Source organism: Actinomadura sp. 21ATH (assembly GCF_041951345.1).
Taxonomy (GTDB): Bacteria; Actinomycetota; Actinomycetes; order Streptosporangiales; family Streptosporangiaceae; genus Spirillospora.
On record NZ_JBGNUR010000018.1, the window covers coordinates 70314 to 82242 of the forward strand.

Below are 11929 nucleotides of genomic sequence, written 5' to 3' on the forward strand. Positions count from 1 at the left end.
TTGTGACCTCTCCGGCGGATCGCGAGGGGCGGCGGGTCAGCGCACCGCGGACACCGCCCTGATCTTGGCGGGGTTCATCATCCACAGCACCCGGTCGATGCCCTGGCCGGAGGCGCTGAGGCCGAGGACGGTGAACACCGCGCCGTCCTGCCGGAGCAGGGCGCCCGGCTCCCCGTTCAGGCTGCGCCACTCCACCTCGACCCCGGCCCAGAACCGGGCCGCGAACGCCCGGTGGTAGCGCGCGACGCGATGGGCGCCCACGACGGGGATCCGGGACGCCCGGACGGCGCCGCCGCCGTCGGAGTAGCTGATCACGTCCGCCGCGAGGAGCTTCTCCAGCGCGGCCACGTCGCCCGAGCGGGCGGCGGCGACGAAGGCGGTCAGCAGCCGGTGCCGCTCGGCCGCGGACACCGGCGCGCGGCGCTCGGACGCGACGTGCCCGCGGGCCCTGCTCACCAGCTTCCGGGCCGCCACCTGGCTGACCTGGAGGATGTCCGCGATCTGCGGGTAGGGGTAGTCGAACGCCTCCCGCAGCACGAACGCCGCGCGCTCGCCCGGCGGGAGCCTCTCCAGCAGGAGCAGCACGGCGAGGCCGAGCGCCTCGCCGCGCTCGGCGCCGAGGTACGGGTCGGCGCCGGTGTCGACCGGCTCCGGCAGCCACGGGCCGACGTAGGTCTCGCGGCGGGCCCGCGCCGACTGGAGGGCGTTGATGGCGAGCCGGGTGGTGGTCGTCGCCAGGAAAGCGGCGGGGTTGGCCACGGCGGCGCGGTCGCAGGTCTGCCAGCGCAGCCAGACGTCCTGGAGCAGGTCCTCGGCCTCGGTGGCGCTGCCCAGCATCCGGTACGCGATCCCGAAGAGCCGCGGCCGCACCCCGGCGAAGACCGCCGCGGCCCGGTCGAGGTCCTCCCGCGCGCCGCCGTCCGCCGGCCCGGTGTCGCCCATCGCCGCCCCTGTTCCGCCGATCCGCCGTCCCCGCCCGCCTTCGAGCGCTCCCGAACAGCTACGACAAGGCAGGGCCGCGATCTGTGACACCCGACCGCTCGCCGCCGGTCCCGGCCGCCTTCACGGCGGGCGCCGGCTCGCCGCCGCTCACGAAGGCGTCCCGGGGGTGCTGCACCGAGGCCAGCGAGACGATGTCCCGCCCGAAGACCGCGGCGGTCAGCCAGACCGCCAGCACGCGGACCTTCCGCTCCCAGGTCGGCACCGCGAGGACGTGGTAGCCGCGGTGCATCAGCCAGGCGGCGAAGCCCTTGACGACCAGCCGGCGGAACTGGAAGATGCCGCGGCCAAGCCCGAGCGTCGCGATCGTCCCGAGGCTGCGGTGCAGGTACGGCTTGGGCTCGCGACCGCGCAGGCCGGCGGCGATGTTGCGGGCCAGCAGCTTGCCCTGCCGTACCGCGTGCTGGGCATTGGGCACCGCGAGCGTGCCGGGGACGGCGGCGGCGAGGTCGGGGACGGCGGCGTCGTCGCCCGCGGCCCAGGCGTCCGGCACCGGCTCGGCGTCGGTGCCGACCCGCAGGTCGGCCCGCACCGTGAGCAGGCCGCGCTCGTCGATCGGCAGGTCGGTGTGCCGGCGGACCATGGGGTTGGCCGCGTTCCCGGCCGTCCACACGATCAGCTCGGAGTCGAACTCCTCGCCGGTGGACAGCACCACGTGGCCGTCGCGGGCGGAGACGACCCGGGTATCGAGGTGGACGCGCGCGCCCCGCTTCTCCAGGGCGCGCACCACCCACTCGCCGGGCCGTGCGGTGACCTCCGGGAGGATCCGGCCGCGGGCCTCGACGAGGTGGAAGCGCAGCTCGCCCGGATCCAGCTCCGGATAGCGCCGCATCAGCGCGGTGGCCAGCGACAGCAGCTCGCCGAAGCCCTCGACGCCGGAGAAGCCCCCGCCGACGAACGTCACGGTGAGCAGCCGCCGCCGCAACGGTCCCGGTTCGAGCACGGCGGCCTGGTCGAACGCGGTCAGCAGCCGGTCCCGGATCGCCACGGCCTCCTCGACGTGCTTCAGCCCGATCGCCCGCTCGGCCACGCCCGGGATGGACAGCTTCCGCGTCACCGCGCCCGCGGTGACGGCGATGACGTCGTAGCCGATCGCGAACTCGGGCCCGCGGGCCGGCCGGACGGTGACCGTCCGGTGCGCGTGGTCGATCCCGGTGACGGCCCCGGAGACCAGCTCGGTGCGCCGCAGGTGCCGCCGGTGCGACACCGCGGCGTGCCGGGCCTCGACCGATCCGGCCAGCACCTCGGGCAGGAACGGCTGGTAGGTCATGTACGGCCGGGGGTCGACCAGGACGAGCCTGGCCTCCCCGCGGCGCAGCCTCCTCTCCAGCCGCCACGCCGTGTAGAAGCCGGCGTAGCCGCCGCCGACCACGAGGATCGTCGGCCTGTCGTCCGTACTGCCGGTCGCGGTCATGGGCGGCTCCTGGTTCCTTGCCTCGGCGGGTTCAGCGGAGTTCGCGGAGGGCGGCTTCCACGGTGCGGTGGAAGGTCGGATAGGTGTAGATCATGTGCTCGAGGCGGCCGGTGGGGATCTCAGTGTGGACGGCGATGTTGAGGCCGTACAGCACTTCGCCGCCGGTGGGGCCGGCGGAGGTCGCGCCGACCAGGACGCCGCGGTCGGCGTCCTCGACGAGCTTGACGAAGCCCTCGTTGCCGGGCCCGTGGACCAGGCCCCGCGCGGACGCGGCGATCGGCACCAGGGCGGTGCGCACGCGCACGCCCCGCTCGCGCGCCTGCCGCTCGGTCAGGCCCACGGCCCCGATCTCGGGGTCGGTGAAGGTGACGCGGGGCAGCGCCCGGTAGTCGGCGCCGGGGCCGGGGCGGCCCAGGACGTCGCGGACGGCGATCCGCGCCTGGTACATCGCGACGTGCGTGAACGCGCCGCGGCCGGTGAGGTCGCCGATCGCCCACAGCCCGTCGGCGGCCCGCATCTGCGCGTCGGTGGGCACGGCCGGCGCGGCGGGGTCGATGCCCGCGGTGTCGACCGCGAGCGCGGCCAGGTCGGCGCGGCGGCCCGTGGCGACCAGCAGGCGCTCGGCGCGCAGCGGTTCCAGGCCGCCCTCCAGCAGTGCCTCGAAGGTGGTGCCGTCATGGTCGATCTGGACGGCCCGGACGCCGGTGCGCACGGTGACGCCGTCGGCCCGCAGCGCCTTCGCGGCCAGCTCCCCGGCCTCCGGCTCCTCCTGGGCGAGCAGCCGGTCCCCGCCTTCCAGCACGGTCACCGCGGTACCGAAGCGGGCGAAGACCTGCGCCAGTTCCACCCCGATCGCGCCGCCGCCGAGCACGAGCATCGAGGCGGGCGCCTCCTCGGCCTCGATGGCCTCCCGGTTGGTCCAGTACGGCGTCCCCTCCAGCCCCGGCACCGGCGGGACGCGGGGCCGCGACCCGGTGGCCAGCACGACGCCGCGCGCCGCCTCGAACGCGCGCTCGCCGGCGACCACCCGGTGCGGGCCGGCGAGCCGTCCCGTGCCGCGCACCAGCCGCACGCCCTTGGCCTCCAGCCGGTCGGCGGCGGCCCGGTCGTCCCAGCCGGCGGTGGCCTCGGACCGGACGCGGTCGGCGACCCGCTCCCAGTCGGCGACCGCCTTGCCCTCGCCGGCCAGGAACGGCACCCGGCCGGCCTCGGCCAGCGCGTTCCCGGCCCGGATCATCATCTTGCTGGGGACGCACCCCCAGTACGGGCACTCGCCGCCGACGAGCCCCGCCTCGATCCCGACCACGTCCAGTCCCGCCGCGGCCAGCTCGCCCGCGGCGAACTCGCCGCCCGGCCCCAGCCCCACGACGACCACGTCGACCCGCTCCTGCATGGCGTCTCCCTCTCTCGCTGCCTCTCGCTGCTCTGTCATGCCGCCTCGACGCGCGTGCCCGCCGCCCCGGACAGCAGCGCGGGCGCGTCGGCGAGCGCGCCGATCACGGCGACGGCGCCGCGGCGGTGCGCGGCGAAGCGGCGGGCCGCCTCCGCCTTGGGGCCCATGGACCCGGCCGGCAGCCGCAGGCGCCCCAGCCCCTCGGGGGTGATGCCGCGGATGGGCCGGGCGCGGGCGGTGCCGTGGTCCTGCATGATCGCGGGGACGTCGGTGAGCAGCAGCAGCGCGTCGGCCTTGAGCCGGGTCGCGAGCAGCGCCGCGGCGAGGTCCTTGTCGACCACGGCCTCGACGCCGCGATGGTCGCCGCCGGTGGGCACGCCGCCGCCCCCGGCGGCGATGACCAGGCACCCCTCGCCGGTGAGGCGGGCGATGGTCGGCAGCTCCACGATGTCGCGCGGCTCGGGGGAGGGGACGACCCGGCGCCAGTCCGCGCCGTCCCGCCGCAGCGTCCAGCCGTGCTCGGCGCGCATCCGCTCGGCCTCCGCGGCGCCGTACGTGCGGCCGACGAACTTGGCCGGCGCGCGGAACGCGGGATCGTCCAGGCCCACCACCGTCTCGGTGAGGACGGCGACGATCTCGCGGCCGGGCAGCGCGCGGCGCAGCTCGCGGGCCAGCCAGTAGCCGATCATGCCCTGCGTCTCGGCGCCGAGCACGTCCAGCGGGTACGGGGCCGACAGCGCCGGGTCGGCGGCGCTCTCGACGGCCAGCAGCCCGACCTGCGGGCCGTTGCCGTGCGTGACGACCAGCTCGTGGCCGTCCGCCAGCACGGCCAGCCCGCGGACGGCCTCGCGCACGCGGGCGACCTGCACGGCCGCGTCCGGGCGCTCGCCGCGGCGCAGCAGCGCGTTCCCGCCGAGCGCCGCGACGACCCTCATCGCCGTCCCTCCAGCCGCCGGGTGAGCAGCGCGTACAGCACCGCCTGCGTGGCGGGCAGCCGGTTGGCGGCCTGCCGGAAGGCCAGCGAGCGCGGGCCGTCGATGACGCCGGCGGTGACCTCCTGGCCGCGGTGCGCGGGCAGGCAGTGCATGAAGACGGCGTCGTCGCGGGCGTGCGCCATCAGCTCCTCGTCCACCCGGTAGGGCTCCAGCGCCGCGACGCGGCGCTCCCGCTCGGCGTCGGGGTCGCCCATGGACAGCCAGACGTCGGTGTAGACGACGCTCGCGCCCTTGACCGCCTCGACGGGGTCGGCGGTGAGCGTGACGGCCCCGCCGCGCCGCCCGGCCTCGGCGGCCGCGAACGCCGCGGCCCCGCCCGCCGGCGCGTACCCCGGCGGCGTCGCGACCGCGACGTCCATCCCGGCGAGGGCCGCGGCCTCCATCAGGCTGCGGGCCACGTTGCCGCCGTCGCCGAGGTAGGCGACGCGGCGGCCGTGCAAGTGGCCGAAGTGCTCCTGGACGGTGAGCAGGTCGGCCACGGCCTGCAGCGGGTGGTGGCCGTCGGTGAGCGCGTTGACCACCGGGATCGGGGCCGCCGCGGCCAGGTCCGCGACGTCGGCGTCGGCGAAGGTGCGGATCACGATCGCGGCGGCGTACGCGCCCATCACCCGGGCGGTGTCGCCGATCGTCTCGCCGCGGCGCAGCTGGAGCTCGTCGGGGCCGACCGCGACGGGCGTGCCGCCGAGCCGGGCCACCGCGGCCGCGGTCGACAGCCGCGTCCGGGTGGACGGCTTGGCGAAGTACATCGGCACGGTCCGGTGGGCGAGCAGGTCGTGCGCGGACTCGGGCGCGTTCTGGAAGTCGGCCGCCAGCCGCAGCAGCAGGGTCACGTCGTCGCCGCTCAGGTCGGCGGCGCGCAGCAGGTCTTTCACGGTGTCACCTCGTTCACGGGGGTCGTCGCGTCGCGCTGGAGGGGGCAGCTCATGCAGCGGGGGCCGCCGCGGCCGCGGCCGAGCTCGCCGCCGGGGATGGTGATGACCTCGACGCCGTTGCGGCGGAGCATGGTGTTGGTGGTGACGTTGCGCTCGTACGCGACGACCACGCCGGGTTCGAGGGCCAGCACGTTGTCGCCGTCGTCCCACTGCTCGCGCTCGGCGGCCCGCACGTCCTGCTCGGCGGACAGGACGCGCACGCCGGGCAGGCCGAGGGCGCGGGCGATGGCCGGGAACAGCGCGTCGTTCTCGTGCACGGCGACCTCGCCGCCCGCGCCGCGGCCCGGGGTGAGGCTGTACGAGCGCAGCGGCGGCAGCCCGGGGTAGGCGGTGAAGGCGTCCCGGTCGACCATGGTCAGGACGGTGTCCAGGTGCATGAAGGCGCGGCGCCGCGGCAGCCGCGCCGCGATGACCTCGCGGGCCGCGCCGGCGGTGAACAGCCGGCGGGCGAGCAGCTCGATGGCCTGCGGCGTGGTGCGCTCGCTCATCCCGGCCAGGACCAGGCCGTCGCCGATGACGTGGACGTCGCCGCCCTCCAGGGACGGCAGCCCGGAGTCGGTGCCCGGGTACCACACCGGGAGCCCGGCCCCGGTGGACGCGGCGGCCTCGGTGAACATCGGGTGGTAGCGGTAGACGGCGTCCAGGTGGACGGTCTCGCGGCGCCGCGCGGGCATGGCCATCGGGTGCAGCGTCACGCCGCCGTAGAGCCAGGCCGACGGGTCGCGGGTGAACAGGTGGTTGGGCAGCGGCGCCAGCACGAAGTCGCCGTCGTCCAGCGCCGACAGCAGCAGGCTGTGCACGGCCAGGTCCAGCTCGGCCTTGGTGAGCCCGCCGATGAGGTGGCGGGTCAGCGTCTGGGCGTCCATGCCGTCCAGCACGGACCGTACCGGCCCGGCGAGCGTCGGTCCCAGCGCCGCCTCGGACGCGGTGCGGTCGAGGACGTGGGCGCGGGCCTCGTCCGTCTTGAGCGTCTCGGCGAGCAGGTCGGCGAGGTAGTGCACCTGGACGCCGCGCTCGCGGAGCGTGTCGGCGAACACGTCGTGCTCCTGGCGGGCGCGCTTGGCCCACAGCACCTCGTCGAAGAGCAGCTCGTCCTTGTTGGCCGGGGTGAGGCGGAGGAGTTCCAGGTCGGGGCGGTGCAGCAGCACCTGCCGCAGGCGCCCGACCTCGGAGGAGACGGTGAACACGGAGGGTTCCCTTTCAGGCGGCGTGCGCGGGCGGTTCGGGAGTGCCGGTCCGGCCGGGCGGCGGGCCGTAGAGCTCGGCGGCCTCGACCGCGGTCTCGATCTCGGCGTCCACCTCCTGGTCGTGGACGCCCCGGGCGCGGTACTTCAGCCAGGCGTAGACGGGCATGCCGGCGAGGATCAGCAGCGTGCCCTTGTAGACGACCTCGTAGCCGGCGCCGGCGATCGCCCAGGCCGAGTAGCCGAACGCCAGCAGCGCGATCACCGCGTCCCGGGCGAGCCGCCCGCCGGAGAACGCGGCGCGGTCGGTGGCCAGCAGCACCAGCTGGGCGACGGCGGCGTAGGAGTAGGGGATGACGGTGGTGAGTGTGGCCAGCAGGATGATGAACGTGAACTGGTCGACCAGGGCGGCGTTGTAGTTCATCAGCATCAGCCCGGTGACCAGGACGCTGGAGACGGCGAGGCCGACGGTCGGGGCGCCGCCGCGCCCGGTCCGGGCGAACACGCGCGGGAACAGCCCGTCGCGCGCGGCGGCGAACGGGATCTGCCCCTGCAGCAGGATCCAGCCGTTCAGCGCGCCGAACGCGCTGATGGCGGCGCCCGCCGCGACCAGGTCGGCGGCCCACCCGCCGAAGGCGGCGTCGGCGGCGTCGGCGAACGGCGCGGTGGAGGTGGCCAGCGCGGCCGCCGGCACCAGGCCGAGGACGGCGACGGTGCCGAGGACGTAGATGAGCGCGGTGACCGCGGTCCCGGCGACGGTGGCGCGCGGGATGGTCCGCTCCGGGTCCTTGACGTCCTCGGCGGGGACGGTCGCCGACTCCAGGCCGATGAACGACCAGAGGGTGAGGGCCGCCGCGGCCGTCACCGCCGAGAACGCGCTGCCGCCGGAGGCGTTGAACTCCCCGTAGGTGCCGGCCTCGACGAAGAAGAGCCCGACCACCGCGATCAGCAGCAGCGGCACGAGCTTGATCACCGTGGTGACGACCTGCACGGCGCCGCCCCCGCGGACGCCGTACGCGTTGACCGCCGTCAGCAGCCAGACGGTCGCCAGGCCCACCCCGGCGGCCAGGATCCGGTCCTCGCGCAGCGCCGGCCAGAAGTGGGCGAGGTAGCCGACGAACGCGACGGCGATCGCCGCGTTGCCCGCCCACACCGCGATCCAGTAGCCCCACGCGGTCTGGAACCCGACGAAGTCGCCGAACGCCCGCCGCGCGTAGGCGTACGGGCCGCCGGTCCGGGGATAGGCGCGGGCCAGCCGCGCGAACACCAGGGCCAGCAGGACCGCGCCGGCGGCGGTGAACCCCCACGCGACCAGGCTGATCGGCCCGTACTCCGCGAGGGAGCTGGGCAGCAGGAACACCCCCGACCCGATCATGTTGCCCACCACGAGGGCCGTGGCCATCCAGGGCCCCAGCTTCCGGCGGGCGGGTTTCGCGCTCATGGACGCCTCCTTCGGCGCGGTGGAGTGCCGTGCCTTCAGCTGATCACCGCGCCGCGGGGCGGGTCGCCTGCCGTCGGTCCCGAAGGCCGCCGGACCAAGGTCCCGAGGAGGGAGGGACGAAGGAGGTGGGGGAGCGCGGGGGTAGGGGAGGGCGGGGTGAGCGCGGGGCGTCAGCGCGCCGGGTCCGCGGCCGGTGCGAGCCGGCCGTCCCGGAGGTGGAGGCGGTGGGCGGCGTGCCGGGCCGCGTCCGGCTCGTCGCTGCCGCAGGCGCCGAACGAGCTCACCGGAGTCTGACCCAGGACGGGAACCGGGCGGGTGCCCGCGAAACGAAACGGGCCGCGGCCGGAGATACGGAATCGGGCGGGAAGACGCCCGATTCCGCATTTTCTCCGGCCGCGGCCCGCAATTACCACATGGCCGTCCGATGGCCTGCGAAATGGACGGCGCGCGTCCGGAAGTCCGCAGATACCGCCGCGCCATATTCGGCTGGCCTGCGCCGCGGCCGCCTCTCCCTGGACCTGCGGCTTCGTTCCCCCGTGCCGCCCCAAGTCGCGCGATCGGCGCATTTCCGGCGCCCCCTCGAACGTTTCGCGATGCCGCGGCCCGGCAATTTCTCCGAACGCCCCGGCGGCCCGCGCGCGAGCGCGCCCGGGACCCGAAACCAGCGATCAGGAGCGGCGGATGAACATGCGGACGGCGGACGGCGCGGCGGCGGACACCCTCTCCCGGTGCCGCGAACTGGTGTGGCCGGCGCTGCGCGCGGCGGTGGCCACCCTCGATCCGCGGCTGGAGGCGATGTCCGGGTTCACGCTGGGGTGGCGCGACGTCGGCGGCGCCGCCGTCCCCGACGGCGGCGGCAAGGGGCTGCGGCCCGCCCTGGCCGTGCTCGGCGCCCGCGCCGCGGGCGCGCCCGCCGAGACCGGCGTGCCCGGCGCCGTCGCCGTCGAGCTGGTGCACGCCTTCTCCCTCGTGCACGACGACATCATGGACGGCGACGAGCGGCGCCGGCACCGGCCCACCGCCTGGAAGGCGTACGGCGTCGGCCCCGCGCTGCTGACCGGCGACGCCCTGCTGGCCCTCGCGCTGGAGACGCTCGCCTCCTCCCCGGGCGACGAGCGCGCCGAGGCGTCCCGGCTGCTGTGCGGCGCGCTGATGGAACTGGTCGGCGGCCAGGCGGCCGACGTGTCGTTCGAGAGCCGGCCGTGGACCGGCCCCGGCGCCGTGACGGTCGAGGAGTACCGCGACATGGCCGCCCGCAAGACCGGCGCGCTGCTCGGCTGCTCCGCCGCGATCGGCGCGGTCCTCGCCGGCGCCCCCGCCCCGGTCGCCCGCGGCCTCGCCGAGGCGGGCCGCCGCCTCGGCCTCGCGTTCCAGATGGTGGACGACGTCCTCGGCATCTGGGGCGACCCCGACGTGACCGGCAAACCCGTCTACAGCGACCTGCGCCGCCGCAAGAAGACGCTGCCCGTCCTGGCCGCGCTGGCCGGGCCCGCGCCGGACGCCCGGCTCGTCGAGCTGCTGGACCGCGCCCGCGACGAGGACGACCTGCGCCGCACGGCGGAGCTCATCGCCGCCGCGGGGGGCCGCGACCACGCCGAGGACCTCGCCCGCCGGAACCTGGACGCCGCCCTCGCCGCGCTGGCCGGCCTCGACCTGGACGGCACCGCGACGGCCGAGCTGGTGGCGCTGGCGGAGTTCCTGGCGGATCGCCGCAGCTAGACCCGCCGGCCCGGCAAATCCGCGGGCCGGACTACGCTAACTGACGGTCATGGAGAATGACTCTATGTAATAATCACATCCGCGAAGCGTCAGGGCCGAGCAGATCCCCGCCACCTCGACAGGAGCCCGATGAGCATAGGACCGCCCCTGGAAGTGCCGCCCGTGTACTGCCCCGTGGAGCCCGCCATCCATCCGCGCGTGGACGAGATCGAGCGCCGGGCCGTGGAGTGGATCGACCGCGTTCACCTCTACCAGGACGGCACCGACCGCCGGCGCGTGATCGGCACCAACAGCGCCGAGTTCTACGCCCGCTTCGCCCCGTGCGGTCCCGAGCTCAACGTCCAGATGGCCGCGCACTGGGTCTACTGGGGGTTCGTCTTCGACGACAGCCGGTGCGACACCGGCCCCAACGCCGCCCGCCCGGAACGCTTCCTGGCCATGGCCGGGCCCATCCAGCGGGCCCTGGAGGCGCCGTCCGCGCCGATCGGCGACGATCCGCTGCTGCTCGCCCTCCAGGACATCGGGCGCTCGTTCCAGGAATGCGCCACGCCCGTCCAGGTCCGCCGGTTCTGCGAGGCGCACCGCGCCTGGCTCTTCGCGGTCGCCTGGCAGATCGCCAACCAACGCCGCGGCCACATGCCCGACCTGGGCACCTACACCGCCATGCGGCTGCACAGCGCGGGCGGCGCGCCCACGCTGGCGATGCTGGAGATCGCCAACGCCGCCGAGGTGCCGGCCCGCGAGCACGACTCGCCCGCCGTCCGCGCCCTCACCGAGATGGCCATCATCATCGCCTCCTGGGACAACGACCTCTACTCGTACCACCGCGAGAGGCACACCCAGGACCGGGCGCAGAACCTCGTCAACGTCCTGGCCCACCACGAGGGCATCACCCACGAGGAGGCGATGGTCCGGGCGGTCGGCATGCGCGACCGCGTGATGAGGCGCTTCCTGCGGCTGCGCGAGGCCGCCCGCTCCGGCGCGAGCGAGGAGCTGCGGCTCTACCTGACCTGCCTCGGGCACGCCATCCGCGGCAACCTCGACTGGGCGACGCGCGCCCCGCGCTACCACGGCATGGAGCTCGAGGACACCACGCCCGGCGCGCAGCGCTGCGTCGACCGCCCGTCCGACGAGAGCGCCGGGCCGCTGCCGATCGCGGCCATCGCCTGGTGGTGGGACCGCCTGATCCCCTGACGACCGAAAAGGACGTTCATGCTGCCATCGGGTCCGGCGGCCGGTTCCGACCTGGCGTCGGACGTGGCCCCCTCCTGTGCCGCCATCATCACGACCTGCGGGTTCCTGATCGCGCTGTGGGTCTTCGCCCGCGAGATCAGGCGGACCGAGGTCCGCCTGCGCGGCGAGCGCGAGGAGGTCGAGCGTCGCCTGCGCGAGGAGTACGCGCAGGTCCGCGACCGGCAGGGCCGCGACCTCCTCATCGACCAGCTCCGCCGGGTCGGCGACCTGTACGCCGAGTACCTCGCCGCCGACGAGGCCGGCGCCGTCAGCCGCCGCGCGCTCGCGCTCCAGCGCCTGCGGGTCCACCTGCCCGCCGTGCCCGGCCACTACTGCTCTTTGCTCAAGCTGCGGTTCGACATCGGGCAGGGCGCCGAGTCCGAGCGGGAGGTGGCCCGCCGGTTCGCCCGCCACGACCGGCTGCCGTCACCCGACCGCGTCAGCCCCGACTGGATCTACGAGGAGTTCACCCAGAACATCCGCGAGCTCATGGGCCCCATCGACCTGCCGCGGCCCCGGCGCGAACCGCCCGGCGAGTCCCTGATCGGCGACCTGCTGCGCGGCCTCGGCCGGTCCCGCAGGCCCCGGCCCAAGCCGTCCCAGAACGCCGTCCCGTAGC

10 protein-coding genes are annotated in these 11929 nt (G+C 75.6%); 3 read left to right on the forward strand and 7 right to left on the reverse strand.

Annotated features, from left to right (window positions below; genetic code table 11):
- Nucleotides 1-36: 36 nt before the first annotated feature.
- Genes ACA361_RS34815 through ACA361_RS34845 form a run of 7 tightly spaced genes read right to left on the reverse strand, consistent with a single transcriptional unit; the run spans nt 37 to nt 8358 of the window.
- Nucleotides 37-942 carry an RNA polymerase sigma-70 factor gene (locus ACA361_RS34815; RefSeq protein WP_375019223.1) on the reverse strand — a complete coding sequence of 302 codons (906 nt, stop codon included), beginning with the start codon at nt 940-942 and terminating at the stop codon, nt 37-39.
- A 58-nt stretch (nt 943-1000) separates the two neighbouring features.
- Entirely contained in the window at nt 1001-2413 is a 1413-nt protein-coding gene (locus ACA361_RS34820; protein WP_375019225.1) for an NAD(P)/FAD-dependent oxidoreductase, read from the reverse strand.
- Between the two features lie 31 nt (nt 2414-2444).
- Nucleotides 2445-3806 (reverse strand): dihydrolipoyl dehydrogenase family protein, encoded by a 1362-nt coding sequence (locus ACA361_RS34825; protein ID WP_375019226.1) that lies wholly within the window; start codon nt 3804-3806, stop codon nt 2445-2447.
- Nucleotides 3807-3841: 35 nt separating this feature from the next.
- Entirely contained in the window at nt 3842-4741 is a 900-nt protein-coding gene (locus ACA361_RS34830; RefSeq protein ID WP_375019228.1) for a carbamate kinase, read from the reverse strand.
- Nucleotides 4738-5673 (reverse strand): ornithine carbamoyltransferase, encoded by a 936-nt coding sequence (gene argF / locus ACA361_RS34835; RefSeq protein WP_375019229.1) that lies wholly within the window; start codon nt 5671-5673, stop codon nt 4738-4740. Before argF ends, ACA361_RS34830 begins: the two co-directional genes overlap by 4 nt.
- Nucleotides 5670-6920 (reverse strand): arginine deiminase, encoded by a 1251-nt coding sequence (locus ACA361_RS34840; RefSeq protein WP_375019231.1) that lies wholly within the window; start codon nt 6918-6920, stop codon nt 5670-5672. Before ACA361_RS34840 ends, argF begins: the two co-directional genes overlap by 4 nt.
- A 13-nt stretch (nt 6921-6933) precedes the next feature.
- The gene (locus tag ACA361_RS34845; protein WP_375019233.1) at nt 6934-8358 is read right to left on the reverse strand and encodes an amino acid permease; all 1425 of its coding nucleotides are present in this window, start codon (nt 8356-8358) and stop codon (nt 6934-6936) included.
- A 681-nt stretch (nt 8359-9039) separates the two neighbouring features.
- On the opposite strand from ACA361_RS34845, the gene ACA361_RS34850 reads away from it, so the two are divergent.
- The 3 genes from ACA361_RS34850 to ACA361_RS34860 all read left to right on the forward strand — a co-directional run bounded on the left by ACA361_RS34850 (nt 9040) and on the right by ACA361_RS34860 (nt 11928).
- A complete protein-coding gene (locus tag ACA361_RS34850) occupies nt 9040-10077 on the forward strand; it encodes a polyprenyl synthetase family protein (RefSeq protein ID WP_375019235.1) in 1038 nt (345 codons plus the stop codon).
- A gap of 129 nt (nt 10078-10206) precedes the next feature.
- Nucleotides 10207-11271: a hypothetical protein gene (locus tag ACA361_RS34855; RefSeq protein ID WP_375019237.1), complete on the forward strand. Its 1065-nt coding sequence runs from the start codon at nt 10207-10209 to the stop codon at nt 11269-11271.
- 18 nt (nt 11272-11289) lie between these two features.
- The gene (locus ACA361_RS34860) at nt 11290-11928 is read left to right on the forward strand and encodes a hypothetical protein (protein WP_375019239.1); all 639 of its coding nucleotides are present in this window, start codon (nt 11290-11292) and stop codon (nt 11926-11928) included.
- Nucleotide 11929 lies beyond the last annotated feature (1 nt).

Bases quoted from the DNA above. Each gene is read 5' to 3' on its own strand.
- ACA361_RS34815 (WP_375019223.1), bottom strand. From the start codon at position 942: ATGGGCGACACCGGGCCGGCGGACGGCGGCGCGCGGGAGGACCTCGAC.
- ACA361_RS34820 (WP_375019225.1), bottom strand. From the start codon at position 2,413: ATGACCGCGACCGGCAGTACGGACGACAGGCCGACGATCCTCGTGGTC.
- ACA361_RS34825 (WP_375019226.1), bottom strand. From the start codon at position 3,806: ATGCAGGAGCGGGTCGACGTGGTCGTCGTGGGGCTGGGGCCGGGCGGC.
- ACA361_RS34830 (WP_375019228.1), bottom strand. From the start codon at position 4,741: ATGAGGGTCGTCGCGGCGCTCGGCGGGAACGCGCTGCTGCGCCGCGGC.
- ACA361_RS34845 (WP_375019233.1), bottom strand. From the start codon at position 8,358: ATGAGCGCGAAACCCGCCCGCCGGAAGCTGGGGCCCTGGATGGCCACG.
- ACA361_RS34850 (WP_375019235.1), top strand. From the start codon at position 9,040: ATGAACATGCGGACGGCGGACGGCGCGGCGGCGGACACCCTCTCCCGG.
- ACA361_RS34855 (WP_375019237.1), top strand. From the start codon at position 10,207: ATGAGCATAGGACCGCCCCTGGAAGTGCCGCCCGTGTACTGCCCCGTG.
- ACA361_RS34860 (WP_375019239.1), top strand. From the start codon at position 11,290: ATGCTGCCATCGGGTCCGGCGGCCGGTTCCGACCTGGCGTCGGACGTG.